General features: G+C 55.0%; 17 protein-coding genes and 1 pseudogene. 13 read left to right on the forward strand and 5 right to left on the reverse strand.

Going from position 1 to position 19931, the window contains the following annotated elements; translation table 11 throughout:
- Window positions 1-53: 53 nt before the first annotated feature.
- A complete protein-coding gene (locus ACESYO_RS09920) occupies window positions 54-1430 on the forward strand; it encodes a uracil-xanthine permease family protein (protein WP_373209878.1) in 1377 nt (458 codons plus the stop codon).
- A 123-nt stretch (window positions 1431-1553) separates the two neighbouring features.
- On the opposite strand, the gene ACESYO_RS09925 is transcribed toward ACESYO_RS09920, so the two are convergent.
- From ACESYO_RS09925 to ACESYO_RS09935, 3 genes are all read right to left on the reverse strand, one after another.
- On the reverse strand, window positions 1554-1880 hold the full coding sequence (locus ACESYO_RS09925) for a DUF1294 domain-containing protein (RefSeq protein ID WP_373211258.1): 327 nt from the start codon (window positions 1878-1880) through the stop codon (window positions 1554-1556).
- Window positions 1850-4795 carry an EAL domain-containing protein gene (locus ACESYO_RS09930; RefSeq protein ID WP_373209877.1) on the reverse strand — a complete coding sequence of 982 codons (2946 nt, stop codon included), beginning with the start codon at window positions 4793-4795 and terminating at the stop codon, window positions 1850-1852. Before ACESYO_RS09930 ends, ACESYO_RS09925 begins: the two co-directional genes overlap by 31 nt.
- A gap of 140 nt (window positions 4796-4935) precedes the next feature.
- The gene (locus tag ACESYO_RS09935; RefSeq protein ID WP_087184652.1) at window positions 4936-5259 is read right to left on the reverse strand and encodes a helix-turn-helix domain-containing protein; all 324 of its coding nucleotides are present in this window, start codon (window positions 5257-5259) and stop codon (window positions 4936-4938) included.
- A 358-nt stretch (window positions 5260-5617) separates the two neighbouring features.
- Between ACESYO_RS09935 and ACESYO_RS09940 the strand changes: the two genes are divergently transcribed.
- The 8 genes from ACESYO_RS09940 to ACESYO_RS09975 all read left to right on the forward strand — a co-directional run bounded on the left by ACESYO_RS09940 (window position 5618) and on the right by ACESYO_RS09975 (window position 14580).
- Entirely contained in the window at window positions 5618-6802 is a 1185-nt protein-coding gene (locus ACESYO_RS09940; RefSeq protein WP_373209876.1) for a LuxR C-terminal-related transcriptional regulator, read from the forward strand.
- A gap of 182 nt (window positions 6803-6984) precedes the next feature.
- Window positions 6985-10206 (forward strand): hypothetical protein, encoded by a 3222-nt coding sequence (locus ACESYO_RS09945; RefSeq protein ID WP_373209875.1) that lies wholly within the window; start codon window positions 6985-6987, stop codon window positions 10204-10206.
- A gap of 242 nt (window positions 10207-10448) precedes the next feature.
- Window positions 10449-10913 (forward strand): Fur family transcriptional regulator, encoded by a 465-nt coding sequence (locus ACESYO_RS09950; protein ID WP_373209874.1) that lies wholly within the window; start codon window positions 10449-10451, stop codon window positions 10911-10913.
- Between the two features lie 36 nt (window positions 10914-10949).
- Window positions 10950-11246, forward strand: a complete 297-nt coding sequence (locus tag ACESYO_RS09955; protein WP_058964377.1) for a hypothetical protein — start codon at window positions 10950-10952, stop codon at window positions 11244-11246.
- A gap of 124 nt (window positions 11247-11370) precedes the next feature.
- Complete coding sequence (locus ACESYO_RS09960) at window positions 11371-12408, forward strand: metal ABC transporter substrate-binding protein (protein WP_373209873.1); 1038 nt, start codon at window positions 11371-11373, stop codon at window positions 12406-12408.
- An 11-nt stretch (window positions 12409-12419) separates the two neighbouring features.
- Window positions 12420-13142, forward strand: a complete 723-nt coding sequence (locus ACESYO_RS09965; protein WP_373209872.1) for a metal ABC transporter ATP-binding protein — start codon at window positions 12420-12422, stop codon at window positions 13140-13142.
- Entirely contained in the window at window positions 13126-13971 is an 846-nt protein-coding gene (locus ACESYO_RS09970; protein WP_373209871.1) for a metal ABC transporter permease, read from the forward strand. Before ACESYO_RS09965 ends, ACESYO_RS09970 begins: the two co-directional genes overlap by 17 nt.
- A gap of 6 nt (window positions 13972-13977) precedes the next feature.
- Window positions 13978-14580 carry a hypothetical protein gene (locus ACESYO_RS09975; protein ID WP_373209870.1) on the forward strand — a complete coding sequence of 201 codons (603 nt, stop codon included), beginning with the start codon at window positions 13978-13980 and terminating at the stop codon, window positions 14578-14580.
- A gap of 180 nt (window positions 14581-14760) precedes the next feature.
- Here ACESYO_RS09975 and tnpA read toward each other — a convergent pair.
- A pseudogene (gene tnpA, locus ACESYO_RS09980) lies at window positions 14761-15105 on the reverse strand (IS200/IS605 family transposase); the annotation flags it as partial.
- Window positions 15106-15211: 106 nt separating this feature from the next.
- The gene (locus tag ACESYO_RS09985) at window positions 15212-15784 is read right to left on the reverse strand and encodes a cysteine hydrolase family protein (RefSeq protein ID WP_373209869.1); all 573 of its coding nucleotides are present in this window, start codon (window positions 15782-15784) and stop codon (window positions 15212-15214) included.
- Window positions 15785-15950: 166 nt separating this feature from the next.
- Between ACESYO_RS09985 and ACESYO_RS09990 the strand changes: the two genes are divergently transcribed.
- Genes ACESYO_RS09990 through ACESYO_RS10005 form a run of 4 tightly spaced genes read left to right on the forward strand, consistent with a single transcriptional unit; the run spans window position 15951 to window position 19776 of the window.
- Complete coding sequence (locus ACESYO_RS09990) at window positions 15951-16688, forward strand: nucleoside phosphorylase (protein ID WP_373209868.1); 738 nt, start codon at window positions 15951-15953, stop codon at window positions 16686-16688.
- Window positions 16689-16732: 44 nt separating this feature from the next.
- Window positions 16733-17332, forward strand: a complete 600-nt coding sequence (locus ACESYO_RS09995) for an ECF transporter S component (RefSeq protein WP_363315494.1) — start codon at window positions 16733-16735, stop codon at window positions 17330-17332.
- Window positions 17333-17335: 3 nt separating this feature from the next.
- Entirely contained in the window at window positions 17336-18109 is a 774-nt protein-coding gene (locus ACESYO_RS10000; protein ID WP_058964385.1) for an energy-coupling factor transporter transmembrane component T family protein, read from the forward strand.
- A 5-nt stretch (window positions 18110-18114) separates the two neighbouring features.
- The gene (locus tag ACESYO_RS10005) at window positions 18115-19776 is read left to right on the forward strand and encodes an ABC transporter ATP-binding protein (protein WP_373211260.1); all 1662 of its coding nucleotides are present in this window, start codon (window positions 18115-18117) and stop codon (window positions 19774-19776) included.
- Window positions 19777-19931 lie beyond the last annotated feature (155 nt).

Consider the following 19931-nt stretch of genomic DNA (forward strand, 5'->3'; position numbering starts at 1 on the left):
ATGTACGGCGCGGTGCGGAACGTCCGTATAAAAATGAGGAGGCTTTTTCTTCTATGAGCAAGGAAACAAAAAACACACCGCCATCCACCGACTATTCTCAGGGCATCTATGATGCAACTTCGCTGGGCAAACCTCGCGTATTGGTTCTTGGCCTGCAGCATATGTTCGCCATGTTTGGCGCAACCGTGCTTGTACCCCTGATTACCGGACTGAGCGTTTCCACCACTCTGCTGTGTGCCGGTCTGGGCACGCTGCTGTTTCATCTGATCACCGGCGGCAAGGTTCCCGCTTTTCTGGGTTCCTCGTTTGCTTATCTGGGCGGTTTTGCCATCGTCGCGCCCATGCTGGTGGATGAAAGCGGCCAGCAGACCATTCCCAACACCGAAATGCTGCCCTACGCCTGTGCGGGTGTAGCGCTGAGCGGTCTGGTGTATGTGGTGTTCAGCCTGCTGATTTCGGTATTCGGCATCCGTCGCATCATGAAGCTGTTCCCTCCTGTGGTGACCGGCCCCATCATCATCGCCATCGGTCTGATTCTGGCTCCCTCCGCCATCACCAACTGCCAGACCAACTGGCTGCTGGCCTTTGTGGCTCTGGGCACCGTAATCGTGTGCAACATCTGGGGCAAGGGCATGATCAAAATTCTTCCCATCCTGCTGGGCGTTCTCGTTTCTTATGTGGTGGCTCTGGTCACCGGTGCGGTGGACTTCTCCGGCGTAATGCAGGCAGACTGGTTCGGCATCCCCCTGAACCCCAAGGCCATGGGCCTGTTTGCCATTGATGGAAGCCCCGAATTCATCAGTGCAGTGCTGACCATCGTGCCCATTGCTCTGGCTACCATGATGGAGCATGTGGGCGACGTGGCCTCCATCAGCGCCACTGTGGGCAAAAACTTCATCCGTGACCCCGGCCTGAACCGCACCCTGCTGGGCGATGGCCTTGCCACCAGCATGGCCGGTCTGCTCGGCGGCCCCTCCAACACCACCTACGGCGAAAACACCGGTGTTCTGGCTCTGACCAAAATTTACGATCCCCGGGTAGTCCGCATTGCGGCCGTATTCGCCATGATCCTGAGCTTCAGCCCCAAGTTCGACGCCATCATCAATTCCATCCCCGCCGGCATCATCGGCGGCATCAGCTTTGTGCTGTATGGCATGATCTCCGCGATCGGCGTGCGCAACGTGGTGGAAAATCAGGTGGACTTCACCAACTCCCGCAACCTGATCATCGCCGCGGTCATTCTGGTCTGCGCCCTGGGCTTCAACTCGGTGGGCGGTCTGAGCTTCACCGTCGCCAATGTGACCATCAACCTGTCCGGTCTGGCCATCGCCGCCATTGCTGGCATTCTGCTCAACGCGGTGCTGCCCGGCAACACCTATGAGTTTGACGACAGCACCGGCACCGGCGAAGGCGCCAGCCTGCGTGTCTGATTGTCTGCCAGCCGCAGCAGGCGGCGGAGCCAGGCAATTGAAAAACTGAATCATATAAAAAATCCGGAACCGTATTCGATGCGGCTCCGGATTTCTTTTATATGATTATATGTATTCTGCACATCAGCGAACCAGAAGCCAGATTGCAATTGCAACCTGCGCAAGTAAAATGGCTGGAACGCCCAGATAAAATTTCGGCTTGCGGGTCTTGTGGTGGAAACGATACATCGCCGCCCAGAACGCGGCGCTTCCGCCCAGCACACAAAGCAGCAGCAGGGTGTTTTCCGGAACTCTGCGCCCGCCCTTTTTCGCCTGACGTTTATCCCAGGCACATACGGCCACGGAAATCAGGCTGATCAGCACCCAGTATACCAGTAATCCAATCAGTATCTGCTTCAAATAATGCTCTCCTTTGTTTATCAATCGACCAGACGGCAATACCCTTTCCATTTGCAGTATTGCTCACCGTCTTCAAGAACCAGCCCGGAAAAGCGCAGGGTGACCCGGCCAAGCCGGGGATGATTCCAGGGGAAACACACCTGCACCACCGTGCCGGCGGTTCGCATTTGTTCCAGCGCCCGATCCACCGTTTTTCTTTCCTCCTCGGGGATCCGGTCATACCAGTAGCTGTAGCGCTGCACCGGCGTATCGGACTGCTCGAATTCCAGCACCTTTTCCATGGTGTCGTTCACAATCATCCGGGAAGCCTTTCCCTGATCCCGCCGGATGCTCCAGAAGCCCACCTGAAGGCTTTGCAGCAGATCCTCGTTGCTATGCTGCAAAAGCACCTGATAGCGGTGCTCGTTCCGATCCTGCCGGATTCGGGCCAACAAAAAGCTGGCAAGCACCCGAACATGGGTATCATCGTGGATGCAGGTGCGGGGATTGTCCACACCGATGAAGCCGATGGTTGTTCCGTTTTCCCGCAGGGGGGCCACAATCAGCCGCTGGATATTCTGGCGTTCCAGCACCGCCCATTCGTGCGGCGAAGCCTGCTGGAGCGGGGCCAGATTCAGAATGATTACCGACTGCTCCTTCTTGAAGATCTCCATCCAGCGGCTCACAGCCTGAGGTGGCACCCGCTGCAGGGCATCTCTTTGGGGAACGACGCCCTGCGCGCACCATTCAAAGGTGTTGTTCCAGTGGCCGTCGTGCTCCGACGCCGGTTCAAACAGATAAGCGCGATCCGCCTGATAAAAATCGCCCACCGACGCCAGCACCTGATTCACAGCCTTTTCAAAGTCTGCATGGCGGGACAGTGTATCCAGATAATCCGCAATTTTCTCGGCAAAGAACAGCCGTTCCCGCGCATTCTGGCTCACATATTCCTGCTTTGTCACATCCAGCGCAACTTCCATCCGGGTTGGGATGCCCCGATACTGAACGATTCGATCCTTCAGAAGGAAATGGCGGCCGCAGTACTCGTTCTGGTTTTCCCAGATATAAAAGGAATCCTTGCTGATCACATCGTTGGTGCAGAAATCGCAGGGTGCGTTTTTTCCATGCAGGATTTTATAGCATTTTTCGCCTTTGTAATCCTGCACGCCGAACAGGCGCTGCCCTGCGGGATTCAGATAGTAAAGCTCGTAGCTGGTCAGATCGCTCAGATAGAACACATCATTTTCCGCATTCAGAATGATCTCGGCCACATCATCCTGCACCCCGGCAAGCTCCTCGCCCGCCCCGGCTTCCGTTCTCTGCCGGGCCGGCAGCTCAGGCTCCTTTTTCAAATCCAGATTCCGGATTCTGATGCAGGCTTCCGCAAACTTGTCCTCCGGGCAGGGCTTTGCCAGCAAAAAGCCCTGAACCAGTTCCGGTTTGAGCTTCCGAAGAACCTCCAGCTCCTCCACCGTTTCCACGCCTTCGCAGCAGACGCGGATCTGCGAACCGTTTGCCAGCTCAATGATATTGCTCAGCAGCCGGTAATTGTAGGCGCTTCTCTGGATATTGGTCACAAAACTGCGGTCGACCTTGATCTCGTCGACCTCCATGTTTTTCAAACGCCCCAGGCTGGAATAGCCGGTGCCGAAATCATCCACCGAAATCTCGATCCCCGCTTCCTTCCAGCGGTGGAATATCTTGTTCAGGTAAGGGTAATCCTGCAGCTGCATGCTTTCGGTCACTTCGATGGTGAGCGCATCGCCCGGCAGGCCGCTGGAACGCAGCACCTCCAGCACATCTTCCTCAATGGATTCCTGTGTCAGCTGCACATAAGACATGTTCACGCTCACATGCAGACCCGGCATGACCTCCCGCCATTTTTTGCAGGCCTGCAGCGTCTCTTTCAGCACCCAGAGCCCCACTTCACAGATCAGACCGTTCTGTTCCAGCAGCGGAATGAACTCTGCGGGCGACACCCGCCCCTTTCGCGGAGAGGTAAACCGAAGCAGTGCTTCGGCCCCGTATACCGTGCAATCGCCCAGACCAAGCTGAGGCTGATACTCCAGCGAAAAGCCGGTAAAGCCCTCGTCAATACATCTGCGCAGCTCCTCTTTCAGCTCCAGGCTCCGCAGCTGCTCCTCGTAATTTTCCGGCGAGAAAAAGCTCATCCGGTCCTTGCCGTGGTTTTTGGCGTCCTCCAGCGAAAACTCCACATATTGCAGCAGTGTGTCCTTATCGTCCACATGATAGTCTGTGAAGGAAACGCATCCCGCCGAAATGGTGCACTGACCGTGCAGCCGCTCCCGGGCCTTTGCGAAAATGCGGCTCACCTTTACCGCCGTCAGATCGGGCAGATTGACCGCAAACCAGTCGCCGCTGATCCGGTAAACCTCGCAGCCCTCGGGCACCTCATCCTGCAGGATAAATTTCACATCCCGCAAAATGGCATCGCCAAAATCCCGCCCGTTTTTCAGATTCAGAGTGCGCAGATTATCCACGCCAATTAACAGGAGAAAACCGGGATGAGCCTGTGTCAGATAGCCTTCCAGCTCTTCCCGCAGCTTCTGGCTGTTGAACCTTTCCTCTTCACGGGCGGCACCGCTGGACAGGCGGCCCAGCGCATAGGCAATCTTGCCTTTTTCATTTTGGAACGCCTTTCCCCGGCTGTTAATCCAGACACTCTCTCCGCAACAGTTCTTGACCCGGTAATTAAAGGAATAGCTCTTGAGCCTTCCGTTCAAAAGATCCTCCACCACCCGTTTCAGGCGGGAAACATCCCGGTCATCCACATGTTCGCACCACTGCTCCAATGTGCACACCGGTTTTTCCAGTTGAAAAATATGCGTCGCTTTCAGAGCATTCCAGGTGAAATGGACCAGCCCCGTGGAGAAATCATAGAAATAATAGTAGTCCCCTGTGCTCTGGCTGATCTGCTCCATCCATCCGGTCGGATCGCTCTGTGCCTGAAACTGCTCTAATTCCATTATTCAAACGCCTCGTCCTTCACACACAACGCCGCGCATGATTGTTCTGCAGGATTGTGCACGTTTTTATCTTTAACGCAGCAAACGCCCTAATGATACAAATATAGCACACGAACATACAAATATCCAGTTTTTTTAACCTATTGAATGGTTTGAAGAAGTGCATCCAGCACCGTGTAAACCTGATTCCGCTGAGGAACGCTCAGGCCATCCAGCTTTTCCGCCAGAAGGGATTCTTTAACGGTATAGCCTGCGGTAAGCACATCCGCCAGCAGCAGATCCGCCGATACCTCCAGTGCATTTGCGATCAAAATGAATGAACCAAGCGAGGGGAATTTTTCTCCCCGCTCCAGAGCGCCCACATAATTTACGCTCAACCCGGCTTTTTCGGCCAGATCCTCCAGCCGGAGACTGCGCGCATGCCGGAACTTCCGTATATTCTTCCCAATTGACGTAAGTTCCATGATCGCTGTTCCCTCCAAGTAATGCTGCAGTAACAGTATTAGTATAGGGGAAGGCCACAAAGCTATACACAATCACACAGGAAGAATACAACTCCAGAAGCGTTGCTCCTGCCCTGTTTGCTTTACAATTTTTGTTCAGATGCAGGCAAAACAGGGTCATGTTTCTCCCGCCGGCTTCTCTGTGCAGGCACTGGCCGGCACAAGCGAAAAAAGACGGCTGCCCTTGCGCCAAAGCGTTTGAACGCGCATAATGATATTATACGCAGCTGCGAAGTATTTTCCGGCAATTGTTTTTTTACAGCGCCGCCATATCCTTCGCCGTGACGAACCATATAATTTCTGTTCAGGAGGTGTTTTCATGACCTATATGACCGTACAGCAGGCCGCCGAAGCCTGGGGCGTTACCGTGCGGCAGGTGCAATCCTACTGCACCAGAGGCCGGGTGCCCGGCGCACAGAAATTTGGCATGGCCTGGCAGATTCCGGCCGACGCGGCAAAGCCTGCCGACGCCCGCCGCAAAACCCCTGCCCAGCCCCGGCCTGCCGGTCAGCCGGTGGGCGAAGCCTTGATGCCTCTGATGAACACCGCCTTTCAGCCGGGGCGGTGCCGGGCCGCCATTGCCGCCATGCCAAAGGGCCCCCGGCGGGACATTGCCACCGCGGAATACCTTTATTTCAGCGGGCAGGCCGAAAAGGCCGCCCGGCAGGCGGAGCTCTACCTGACCTGCCCGGATCGGGACGCCCGGCTTTCCGCCTGCCTGATTTATGCCTACGCCAACCTGACGCTGGGCCAGATCCAGCAGGCCCGGGTGGCGTTGGGCGAACTGCAAACCACTCTGGCCCGGGCCGGAAAGCAGAAGCAGGCTGCCGCCGCAGCCTTTGCGGCCGCTTCGGCGGCGGTGCTGCTTCATCTGCCCATGCCGGAGGAAATGCCGCCCGCCGGCGATTTTTTGCCCCTGCTGCCGCCGGGGCTGCGAGCCTTTGCCCTGTATGTGCAGGCCCACTACCTGTATCTGAAAGAGGAGTATGCCCTGAGCGCGGGCATGGTTGAGGGGGCGCTGGCCATGGGCGCGAAGGTCTACCCCATTCCGGCGATTTATCTGCATCTGGTGGCGGTTATGGACTACATGAGCCTGAAACAGACCCGGCAGGCGCAGGATCACCTGCTGGCCGCCTGGGCACTGGCCCAACCCGATGACCTGATCGAAGGCTTTGGCGAGCACCACGGCCTGCTGGGCGGAATGCTGGAAGCAGTCATCAAGCCCCGGTGGCCCGGGGACTTCGACCGGATTATTCAGATCACCTATCAGTTCTCCGCCGGTTGGCGAAAGATTCACAACCCGGATACCGGAGACAACGTGGCGGACAACCTTTCCACCACCGAGTTCACCATTGCCATGCTGGCGGCACGGGGCTGGACGAATCAGGAGATTGCCGACCATCTGGGCTTTTCGCCCAACACGGTAAAACGATATATTTCCAACGCCATGAGCGCTTTGGGAATTCAGCACCGGCAGGATCTGAAGGGCTTCATGCTGCGCTGATTCCCCTTTGCCTGTACCCGATTTGGCCTCTGAAACGGGTACTCTCAAGCCGGTGGGGCGCATGTTATAATAATAATGGAGGAAAGCCTTCGCGTTTTCCCGGCATAAGCGGGCAGCAGACCACGGAAGAGAGGCAGGGTCTGCCGATTCCACTGCCAACAAAAACACGAGGAGGAAAGAATATGAAAGGACAAGCAAAACCGCTGCGTGGCCGATCACCCGGAAAGCGATTGTTTGCAGCAATTGTCAGCCTGTGCATGATCGTGTCTCTGCTGCCGACGACGGCGTTTGCCGAAGCAGGCGTACAGGACAGCATTGTGATTGCAGGCACAAGCGGGCTGTGCGAACATCACACCGAACACACCGCTGATTGCGGTTACACCGAGGGGACAGCGGAAATTCCCTGTTCCCATGAACACGATGAGAGCTGCGGCGGGCTGATTGACCCGGAAGCCTGCAATCACATTCACGACGAAGCCTGCGGCTATGTTCCCGCCACAGCGGGATCGCCTTGCACCTATGTTTGCGAGATTTGCAATGCACAGGACAACGGGAACCCGGCAACTCCGTCCGACGCACAGCCGGAAGGATGTACCTGTGAAACCCTCTGCACCGAGGAAGAAATCAATGCAGATTGTCCCGTTTGCTCGGTGGAGGGTGCTGAACTGGACAAGGTTTGCGTCGGTGCAGCTCTGTTGTTGACAGCACCAACTTTGCGAACCGGCGAAATCAAGTTGTTTATAGGCGGTCAGCAAATCACAGAAAGCGGCTGCTATGAAAACCAAAATGGAACTTGGACAAAGGTTGACGGTACAGAACCTGCCAACGGTCAGTTTTCCTATGACGCCGCCACCTTCACCCTTACGCTGAATGAGGCAGAGATTACTAACAATCAAACTGTGAATGTTGCAGAAGGTTACACCTATTACGGTAGCGTGATTGCCTTTAGTCAAACTGCCGATGTTTCTCTCAAAATAGTAGTATCCCAAGGAACGAGTACCATAACGGGAACCGGCGGGATTCGTGTAGAGTCCACGACTGGAGATGTCTCCTTGTCTATTGCGGGTCCTGGCAGCTTAGATGTCGAACCGAAAGGGAGTAGTTCAGGAATTACGCTTTGTAGTTCAAAGGATATGAACCTGGATATCGACGGTGCGGATGTTACAGCTTCATCTCCTGCCCATTATGGAGTTTATCTAATCTCTAGTACCGACGCATCATCCACTTCTACTATTACGGTAAATAATGGCAGCCTGACCACCGGTGGCAATGGTCATGTCGGAATTTACTATTATTGGTCTGACAAGAACAATGCTGGTACTTCCAGCCTGACCGTCAGCGGCAACGCAGTGGTGGATACAAGAAACAGTAAAATAATGACTAACAATTCGGAAACGGGTGTTCAGGTTGGTGCAGGCAGCGATGGCAACGGAGGTATCGTCTTTAACGGCAAGAATGGCACTGTGTACGGCAAAGTGGAATTGCAGGACGACCTCACCATCAACGGGGACGAGACCCTGACCGTCGGAAAGGACGCCAGCCTGACTGTCCCGGATGGAAAGACTTTGACCAACGATGGCACAATCACTGTAGAGAGCGGCGGCAAGCTGGAAGGCACAACGACCGGCAATGGCACGCTCAAAATCGCCCCCACTATTACCACCCAACCACAAGATGTGGAAGTAAAAGAAAATGAAACTGCCACCTTTACCGTGAAAGTCACCGGCACCGAGCCGTTGTCCTATCAGTGGCAGCAAAGCACCGATAACGGAAATAGTTGGACAGATATTGCAGGCGAAACCAACGCCACCTATACCACAGGGAAAACCACAATGGACAAGAGCGGCACTCAATACCGTTGTGTTATAAAAAACAGCATAGATGAAGTGACAAGTGATGCCGCTCTCCTCACGGTAAAACATAATTTGGTAAAGACCGAATATAAAGCACCAACCTGCACAGTGAATGGAAACGAAGAATACTGGACTTGCGACACCTGCGGTAAATACTTCAGCGACGCCAACGGTGATACCGAAATTGCAAAGGATTCCTGGATTATTAGCGCAATCAATCATGATTGGAACGATGCGGTTTACGCATGGAACGATGACGGAAGCACCTGTACTGCTACCCGTACCTGCAAAAATGACAGCACTCATGCCGAAACAGCCACTGCAACGGTAACAGGCGCACAGACCAAAGCGCCAACCTGCACAGAGAAAGGCGAAACCACCTATACGGCTACCTTTGAGGCTGGTTGGGCAGCGACACAGACAAAGGTGCTTGCTGACATTCCGGCCACCGGTCACAGCTATGGTGAACCGGAGTGGAGCTGGTCGGAGGATGGAAAAACATGCACCGTAACCTTTACCTGCAAAAACGATGCAGCCCACAAGGAAACTCCGAAGGTAACTGTAACATCGGCAGAAAAGACCCCTGCCACCTGCACGGAAAAAGGCGTAACCACTTATACAGGAACCGTTGAATTTAATGGTCAGACCTACACGGATACGAAGGATGTGGCAGACATTCCGGCCACCGGTCACAGCTATGGCGAACCGGAGTGGAGCTGGTCGGAGGATGGAAAGACCTGCACCGTAACCTTTACCTGCAAAAACGATGCAGCCCACAAGGAAACTCCGAAGGTAACCGTTACATCGAAGGTAAAAACGCCCGCCACCTGTACGGAAAAAGGCGTGACCACCTATACAGCGGCCGTTGAATTTAATGGTCAGACCTACACGGATACGAAGGATGTGGCAGACATTCCGGCCACCGGCCACAGCTATGACAACGGCAAATGCACCGTCTGCGGCGCGATTTCTTCTGATTTCAAGGTCGTTATCACAGCCGGGGCAAACGGTAGCTGGCAGAAAGGCACAAAGGATGGTCTTTCCTTTACTTCCAATGCAGCTTATAAACACTTCCGGAAGGTTCAGGTGGACGGCAAAGACCTGGATGCTGCCAACTACACCGTAAAGGAAGGCAGCACCATTGTCACCCTGAAAGCCGAATATCTGGAAACCCTGTCCGTGGGCAAGCACACACTGGCTATCGTTTCCGATACCGGCACAGCGGCTGCGGAATTCACCATTCAGGCGGCTCCTGCCACCGATAACACCCGCTACTATACCTGCCAGAGCTGCGGCCACCACGACTGGACCGCCACCGATGCGGGTTACCGCTGCGACTACTGCGGAAAGGTTGTCACCGAGCAGATTTCCGGCTACCCGAATGTGAAGGGGGTCTACACTGCCCCCACCGCCAGCCCCGCTCCTTCCACCGCACCGGGCTCCCCCGCCACCGGCGACGAGAGCAATCTGGTTCTGTGGGTGGTTGTGCTGGCTGCCGGTTCGGCTGCACTGGCCGGGAGCTTCCTGATTCAGCGCAAAAAAGAACAATAACACCGAAGAGCGCCGCCACACACCCAGACTGCGGCGGCTGATCCCATCTGAATGAACCCGATTTCCCCTGATCGACCCTTTTCCAAGCCCTGTTCAGCCCTTTGCTGAGCAGGGCTTTTTTGCTCTGCGTAGGATATCCACACCGTTGAGTATGCCGCCCCCCCTCTTTTTCGGCATCGCTCGGAATATTTCACGCAGAACCTGAATCGTCCCGGAAGCATACCGTTAAAGCGAACTTCCGCTTGACAAAACAGCATCGGGGATGCTATCCTAATTTGCAAATAATTCGCAAATTCAAAGAGGGTGCGTCAATGAAAAACTACGACACTCGCCAGCGGGACCTTTTGGTCGACTTTTTGGAACAGCACCCGGATCAGCTGCTCTCTGTGCAGCAGATCGCCCAGGCGCTGCACGAACAGCAGATCAGTCTCAGCGCCGTTTATCGGAATCTTTCCCAGCTGGAGACAAAAGGCCTTATCCGCAAGAGCATAAAATCCGGCGGACGAGCAGCCTATTATCAGTATATCGGCACGCCGGATTGCCATTCTCATCTGCACATGACCTGCACCTGCTGCGGAAAAACCTTCCACATGAATTCAGAGCATACCGCGCGGCTGACACGTGCCATGGCTGAACTGGATGGATTTGATCTGGATATTCTCAACACTGTTTTATACGGCACCTGCCAAAGCTGCCATCAAAAATAACCATCGCTTTGCGATGCCCGAAGGAGGGAGAAGAACATGCACCAGAAAAACCGCTTTGCTGCCATTTGCGCCACTGTGCTTGTGGCAGCTGCCCTGCTCTTCTCCGTCTTTTTCATTGCTCTGGAAACAAACCACGATTGCAGCAGAGAGCATTGCGCCATCTGCCACCAGATCCAGACCTGCCAGACCCTTTTATCTCAGCTTTCCAGCGCCTGCGCAAAACCCGCAGGCTTTGGTGTGCTGTGCTTCTTTGCTCTGCTGCTGATTCTGCGTCGTCCGTATGTATCCGTTGCATCTTCTCTGGTTTCCCAAAAAGTAAAACTGCTGAATTAAACAAAAACGAACCACAAGGGGGATCCGTCTGCCCATTTTAAGCAGGTGTGCCCGGCACTGCCGGACCCCTTGTATTTTTGCGCCCTTTTTTCGTTTTTTGTTTGAATTCGGAGGTTTTCTTTTCATGAATCGAATCATTTCCATCCTTCTTTCTCTTGTCATAGCAGCCGGTTTTCTGACCGGTTGTCACCCTGCAGCCGCACCTGAAAATGACGGCAAAAAGCTGCGAATCGTCACCACCATTTTCCCGGAATACGATTGGGTACGGCAGATCCTGGGCGATCAAGCCGACCATGTGGAGCTGACCATGCTCTTGGATAATGGTGTTGACCTTCACAGCTTTCAGCCCACGGCCGACGATATGGTCACCATCTCCGGATGCGATCTGTTCATCTATACCGGCGGTGAATCGGACGCCTGGGTGGAGGATGCATTGTCTCACGCCACAGACCCCGACCTGGTGGCTGTAAATCTGATGGACCTGCTGAGCGATCAGGTAAAAGCCGAGGAGACCGTGGAAGGGATGCAGGAAACCGCGCACCTTCATTCCCACGAGGATGAACCCCATGATGAGCACACAGATGAGCATGATGAGCACGAGCATTCTGAAGAGTGTACCCATGCGCATGACGACGAACACATCTGGCTGTCTTTGAAGCACGCTGTTATTCTGTGCAATGCCATCGCCGACACGCTGGGGCAAATCGACCCTGACCATCGCGATGCTTATGCGGAAAATGCCAGCGCCTATATCCAAAAGCTGACCGAACTGGACGGGCAGTATCAGGCGGTTGTGGATTCCGCTTCCAACCATACCCTGCTCTTTGCGGACCGCTTCCCCTTCCGCTATCTGATGGATGATTACGGCCTTTCTTACTATGCGGCATTTTCCGGCTGCTCGGCGGAAACGGAAGCCAGCTTTGAGACTGTTGCGTTTCTGGCCGAAAAAGTGGATGCGCTGTCGCTCCCCTGTGTGCTGACCACCGAAACCGCCACCCACAACATCGCCCGCACCGTGGTGGACAACACCACTGCCAAAAATCAGCAGATCCTTGTTCTCAACTCCATGCAGTCTGTTACCGCCGACGATGTGGCCGCAGGCGCGAGTTATCTGTCCATCATGGAGCAGAATCTTGAGGCCTTAAAAACCGCACTGGCCTGAGAGGAACGTTTATGATTCAGATCAATTGCCAGGGCCTGGCTCTGGGCTATCATTCCGCTCTGATGCGGGATCTTAGCTTCACTGTCCACGCCGGAGACTATCTCTGCATTCTGGGAGAAAACGGCGCCGGAAAATCCACCCTGATGAAAACCATTCTGGGACTGCTGGCACCTTTGGAGGGCTCTGTAACCTTTGGCGATGGAGTGCGCGCCAATGAAATCGGATACCTTCCTCAGCAGACGCAGACACAGCGGGACTTCCCCGCTACAGTCTGGGAGGTTGCGCTCTCCGGGTGCCAGGGACGGTGCGGTCTGCGCCCTTTTTATACCCGGGCGGAAAAGGAACTGGCCCGTCAATCTCTTACACGCATGGATATGGCACACCTTTCCGGACGCTGTTACCGGGAACTGTCCGGCGGGCAGCAGCAGCGGGTATTGCTGGCACGAGCCCTGTGCGCTGCCCGGAAGATGCTTTTGCTGGATGAGCCTGTTACCGGTCTGGACCCCACAGCAAGCCGGGAGCTGTATCAGGTGATTGCCCGGCTGAACAAGGAGGATGGCATGACCATCCTTATGATCTCCCACGATACGAGCGCCGCGCTTCGTTATGCCAGTCACATTCTCTTTCTGGGCGAACAGGTCTTTTTCGGAACACGAGAGGAGTTTATCCAAGCCAATCCCGGCTACCGGGATCGGGAGCTGAAAGGAGGCAGTCTGCATGGACATGATGATTGAAAAGCTGGCCCAGTACTGGGCTTACCCCTTTGTTCAATATGCCCTTGTAGTAGGTGTTCTGGTGGCCCTGTGTGCCTCCCTGCTGGGCGTTACACTTGTGCTCAAGCGTTTCTCCTTTATTGGCGACGGACTGTCTCATGTGGCCTTTGGTGCCATGGCGATCGCATCTGTTCTGAATCTCAGCAATGACATGCCCCTTGTTCTGGGCATCACTGTCCTGTGTGCTATTTTGCTGCTGTGTGCCGGTCAAAACACCAAAATCAAGGGAGATGCTGCCATCGCCATGCTCTCTGTGGGCGCGCTGGCCATAGGCTATCTGCTGATGAATGTATTTTCCACCTCCTCCAATCTGAGCGGAGATGTTTGCAGCACCCTTTTCGGCTCCACCTCTATCCTCACCCTTACCAAAACCGAGGTGTGGCTGTGCGTGGTTCTGTCGGCAGTGGTCGTGTTCCTGTATTTCTTTTTCTACCACAAGATCTTTTCCGTCACCTTTGACGAGAGCTTTGCCGCCGCCACCGGCATTCGAGCAAAGGGCTACAATCTGCTTCTGGCTGTTGTGACCGCAGTGGTGATCGTGATGGCTATGAATCTGGTGGGTTCGCTGTTGATCTCCGCCCTGGTCACCTTCCCCGCCATGTCTGCCATGCGTCTGTTCCGCAGCTTCCGCTCGGTCACGCTTTGCGCTGCACTCCTTGCCGTATTCTGTGCCGCAGCCGGTATCCTCATTGCGATTCTGGCGGGAACCCCCGTAGGCTCTACCATCGTTGCCGTAGAAATTCTTCTTTTTGGCCTGTGCTCGCTTCTGGGCTGGGCCGTCAGGAGGTAACATTCCATGAAAAAAGCAATTCTTTTATTGGCTGCCGCTCTTCTTCTGACATGCACAGCCTGTGGCGAAAGCAGCAGTTCCATTCAATCCGGCACAGCGTCCTCCTCTTCTGCCGGGACAGATGAAGGTTCTCAGGCAGAAAGTATCCCTTCTTCCGAACCGGATGGCTCCAGCAGCTCCGCCACCACCCCGGAAGAATCCGCCGGGGATACATCCGCAGCTTCGGCTGAATCCTCCGATGGGGAACCGGATATCGATCTAACCACACTCAGCAGTATCATGGTCTATTCCGAGGTCTTCAACATGTCGGTATCACCGGAGGAGTATATCGGTAAGACCATCCGAATGGACGGCATTTTTACGACCAATCAGGACCCGGAAACAGAGCAGATCTCCTGCGCTGTGCTCGTACAGGATGCTACCGCATGCTGTGCGCAGGGGTTTGAAATCATCATGCCGGAAGATGCGGTCTATCCACAGGATTATCCGGATTTCGGTTCGGAGGTAACTGTTGTTGGAGAACTGCAGGCAGACCGCTCCCTGGAGGAATATGGCATGATTTTTCTTCGTCTGGAAAATGTGACTTTCGAACCCCCTTCAGACTTGTAACCGGTCTCCCGTTTCAGGATATGGCCGGGATTTTCGACTTACAATCTGTCGCTTCCCCAGTAAAGCCGGGGGCTTGAGTAAGCCCTAGAAGGACACGATACGGACAATACCCCTCAAGGGGCCACGAATGGGTCGGCCAACTGCATTGCTGACTCATGGCGGGCCCCTTAAGGGGCTTTTTTATGCCTTGGTATTCTTGCTACCCGTAAACGGGTCTATGAATTCCTTCAAACTCATCTGATCTACTATCTGGTCTGTTTCCAGTTGCCGTTTGATGTATTCGTTTCCGCCTTACCGTATTCACAAAACATCCTCTTGCGCCCAAAAATGCCGATCCCCGTATTTTAAACTAGCATGGCAATCAAAAATCATCAGACTACTCTTCTCTTTGAGATATCCCATAATTTGTGATACCGCCAATTTCGGCGGAAGCGATACGAGCATATGAATGTGGTCTGGCATTGCATGTCCCTCAATGATTTCCACATGCTTGTAATCACAAAGCATCCTCAGGATTTTTCCAACGTTGACACAAAGAGCACCGGAACAGCCTGTGACCCGGTGCTCTTTGTTCTTTTTCATTCGCTTTCCCTTTCGGGCAAACGCACAGATTAACCCGGCCTGTAACCCGTCACCGTCCGTTTTCCCGCATATACTCTTCGGTAGTCATTATCCGGGTGTGCAGCGGCGCCAGATAAGACAGCACTGCCTGTGCCTGCGCCTGGGATTCGGTGCTTAACCCGGCCACCGCGTCAGTCAGATAAACAATCCGATGCCCCAGATCGATTCCCGCCAGAGCTGTGGCCAGCACACAACATTCTGCCACCACACCGGTTACCACTACCTGCCGGGCACGCTGCGCCGCCTGCTTTACCTCCGGGATAGCAAAAGACGAATAAACCGATTTATCAAGCAAGGGATAACGCTCCAGATACGGGTCAAACTCCGGCATCATCGCATTGGCGAAAGGGTCCGCGTTGATAGCGGCGTTAACCTGATTGTATTCCGCCCACACCCCCACCGGATTTTCCGGCGGAAGGAATCGGGTAAACATCACCTGGCCGCACACCTGTGTATCCAGCAGCCGCCGAATGGCATCTGCTGCCTGCTCTATCCCGCAGCAGGCCCAGGGCTGACCATCGGTGTATACATTCTGCATATCGATCACAAGCAATAGATCTTCGTTTGGCTGATGACACGTCATATCAAAACCTCCTTGACAAAATAGTTCATCAAATTTAGTATAAACTGTAAAAAAATCTCTTTCAAGGTTTGACTTTCATTGACGGAAGTGCTACCTTTATTATGGTAAAGCGACATTTTGAATAATGGGAATTTTTACCCCACGCAATGAAAGGAAGTGTTGCAATATGAATGTAACCATGCCGCATATCCAGCTTCCCGACAATCTGGGAATTCCGAACGTCATCCTGCCCGGTGACCCGGATCGTGTGGATCGGGTAGCTGCCTGCCTGGAGCAGCCCGAAGCACTGGCCTTCAACCGGGAATACAAAAGTGTGCGGGGGCTGTATCACGGTGTTCCCGTGCTGGTGATGTCCACCGGGATGGGCGGCCCTTCCACCGCCATCGCCGTGGAGGAGCTGGCACGCATCGGTGTGCAGCGAATGCTCCGCATCGGCAGCTGCGGAGCATTGACGGATCAATTAAATCTTGGGGATCTTGTTCTTGTGCAGGCTGCCGTTCGGGACGACGGCACCTCGGCGGGCTATGCCCCGCTTTCCTACCCCGCGGTGGCAGATCTCGAGGTTCTGACCGCCTGCCAGCGTGCGGCCACGGCACTGAGCGCTTCCCACATGGTCGGTCTGGCCCGCAGCCATGACTGCCTGTACGGAGACAACAATCCCTCGCTTTACGAGGAATGGTCCTGCCGTGGAGTCATTGCCTCGGATATGGAGACGGCATCCCTGTTTGTGGTGGGCAGGTTGCGCGGCGTACAGTGCGGCTCCATTCTGAATGTGGTGGCCGGTTTTCACAAGGACGTAGCCGAGAGCGTGGGCCTTTACCAGAGCGGCGCAGAGGCTACCGCCGCCGGTGAACATCGCGAAATTCTGACCGCGCTGGAAGCGCTGGTTTTGCTGAACCGGTAACGCATGCCGGATTCCCCGGCACAACAATAAAGGAGGCATCAATTATGAATCTTTTCAAAACCAAATTCAATGCGGCAACCATCGTTCTGATCCCTGCATGTATCGGCATCAATTATTTGGGCAAAATGTTTGCCAGCCTGCTCAAACTTCCTCTGTGGCTGGACTCCATCGGCACCTGCATCGGTGGCTGTCTGGGCGGCCCGGTCATCGGCGCCATCTGCGGTGCGGCCAATAACCTGATCTACGGCTTCACTGCCGGCGACAACATCACCCTGATCTACGCACTGACCAGTCTGGGCATCGGTGTGGCAGCCGGCATCATGGCCCGGCTGGGCTTCATGAAATCCTTCCCCAAGGCGCTGCTCACCGCCGTAGTGGCCGGCCTTGTGGCGGTGCTCATCTCCACCCCGCTGAACGTAATCTTCTGGGGCGGCACCACCGGCAACGTCTGGGGCGATATGGTCTTTGCTGCTACGCAGGCCGCCGGCATGCCGGTTCTGCTGGGTTCGCTGCTGGACGAGATCGTTGTGGATGTGCCGGACAAGATCATTACCCTGATCGTTGTATTCTTTGTTCTGAAGGGCCTGCCCAAAAAGCTGACCGCCCTGTACGACGCCAATGCAAAAGTGGAGCGCCTGGACTAAACCATGAAAAGTATCAGTCTTTATGTGGATAATGGCAGCTGGTTGTGCCGGGTTCATCCGTTCACCAAGCTGGCCTACATCGTCACCGCCATCAGTGTGCCTTTAATCGGCGGTACATTATGGCTGTTCGCAGCCTTTATCGCCCTCAGTCTGGCTGTGCTGGCCAGCGGGCATCTGCTGCGGCGGGTAACACCGCTGGTGGCGTTTTCCTTCACCATTCTTATCACCATTTTCCTGATTCACGGCCTGTTCAACCAGAACAATCAGACGCCCCTGTTCCAGATTGGGCCACTGCGTTTTTATCAGGAAGGATTGCTTTACGCTCTTCGCATCGGCTGCAATGTATTAAATATGCTGTTCTCGTTTGCGATACTGGTGCTGTCCACCAAGCCTTCTGAGCTGGTGGAGGAACTGGAAAAGCGAGGCTTTTCCCGCCGGATTGGCTACATCATCATTTCGGTATTCCAGATTGTGCCCCAGATGATGGGCACCATGAGCACCATCACTGACGCCCAGCGCAGCCGCGGTATGGAAACCGAGGGCAACCTGCTCACCCGTGCCAAAGCATTTCTGCCGCTGATTTCGCCGGTGGTCATGAGCGCCCTGATCAACACCCGTGAGCGGGCGGTGGCGCTGGAGGTACGCGGCTTTGCGGCCAAACAGAAAAAGACTTACCTGGCTGATCGTACCCCTCACCGTGGCGACAAGCCGATTACAATCGCTTTGCTGGCCCTGATTGTGCTGGCGGCAGGATGGAGGATCGCCCAATGCCTGTGATTGCTGTGGAAAATCTTAAATACCGTTATCCCCATGCCGACGCGCTGGCACTGGACGGTCTGACCTTCACGGTGGAAAAAGGCGAATTCATTGGTATCGTGGGAGCGAATGGAGCCGGAAAAAGCACGTTGAGCCAGGCGCTGATCGGTCTGGTTCCCCAGTTCTATAACGGCGCCTACGGTGGTCGGGTGCTGATCGACGGCCTGCCCGCCGAAAGCACCCCCATTTCCGAGCTTTGCTGTAAGGTGGGTCTGGTGTTCCAAAACCCCTTCAACCAGCTGTCTGGCGCCAAGGACAACGTCTATGAGGAAGTGGCCTTCGGCATGCAGAACCTGGGCGTTCCCCGGGCCGAAATGCACCGCCGCACCGAAAATGCCCTGAAGCTGCTGGACATCTGGCAGTTCCGGGATCGCAATCCCTTTGACTTGTCGGGAGGTCAGATGCAGCGTGTGGCAATCGCCAGCATTCTGGTGATGGAGCCGGACATTATCGTGCTGGACGAACCCACTTCCCAGTTGGATCCTCAGGGCAGCGAAGAGGTATTCCGCACTGTGGACAAGCTGGCTCACAGTGGTATTACAATTCTGATGATCGAGCAGAAGATTGAAATAATCGCCGCCTACTGCGACCGTATTCTGCTGCTGCATCAGGGCCATCAGATTGCCTTCGACACCCCGCAAAAGGTATTTTCCCGCCCGGATCTGGAGCAGCTGGGCGTGCAGGCACCGGTCTTTACCCGGATCTGCCGGGCATTGGGCACCACCCTTCCGGATGGCAGCTACCCGGTAACGGTGGAGGAGGCCGCCAATCAGCTGCGTTGCACCAGTGCGCTTCCACCGGTCTCTGCTCAGCAGGAGGAACGCCCGGAGCTGTTCGAAATCCGCAACCTGGAATTTTCCTATCGTCCCGGCACACCAGTGCTGCACGGCATCAATCTGCAGCTGGATGCCCGCCCCACCGCCATCATCGGCCAGAACGGAGCCGGCAAAACCACACTGGTCAAGCTGTTGAAGGGACTGCTGCGGCCCACCGGCCCCAGCATCTGGTTCCGGGGTGAGGATATTTCCCATAAAACGGTGGCCGCGCTGGCTGCTCAGGTGGGCTATGTATTCCAGAACCCGGATGACCAGATTTTCCGATACAACGTACTGGACGAGGTGATGTTCGGGCCGCTGAACATCGGCATGATCGAAGAACAGGCCCGGGAAAAATCCCGTGCGGCGCTGGCGTTGACCGGCCTGTCCAATCAGGAAAACAGCAACCCCTATGACTTGGAACTGAGCGAGCGCAAAATGGTAGCCATCGCCTCTGTGCTGGCCATGGATCCGGATGTGCTGATTCTGGACGAGCCTACCATCGCGCAGGATATGATGGGACGCCGACGCATTGCAGATATTGTTCGCACCTTGTCTGCCCAGGGCAAGCTGGTTCTCGCCATCCTGCACGACATGGACTTCGTGGCAGAGTGCTTTGACCGAGTGGTGGTTATGGCGCAAGGTCAGGTGGTCGCCGACGGTTCGCCTCGGCAAGTGTTTGCCGACAGTGCCGCTCTTCAAGCCGCCCGCCTGGATCCTCCCCACGTCACACAGCTCTGCACTCGATTGGGTTATGACGGAGTTTTCCTGACCGTAGAGGAGTTTCTGGATGCTTGCGGCTGTCAGGCCTGACCCCCATTGAAACAAATCTTTTCCAAACAAAATATCCCGCGGAGGGACGATTCGCTGAAAGATCATTGTTCTTAAAGCAAAAGGGGCTGTTGCAAAACGGAAGTTGAGCAACAGCCCCCACTTTTTGTGAAAAGCAGGATCGGAAGAGACTTTTT

Origin of the sequence: Allofournierella massiliensis (assembly GCF_964241245.1) — a bacterium.
GTDB lineage: Bacteria > Bacillota > Clostridia > Oscillospirales > Ruminococcaceae > Allofournierella > Allofournierella massiliensis.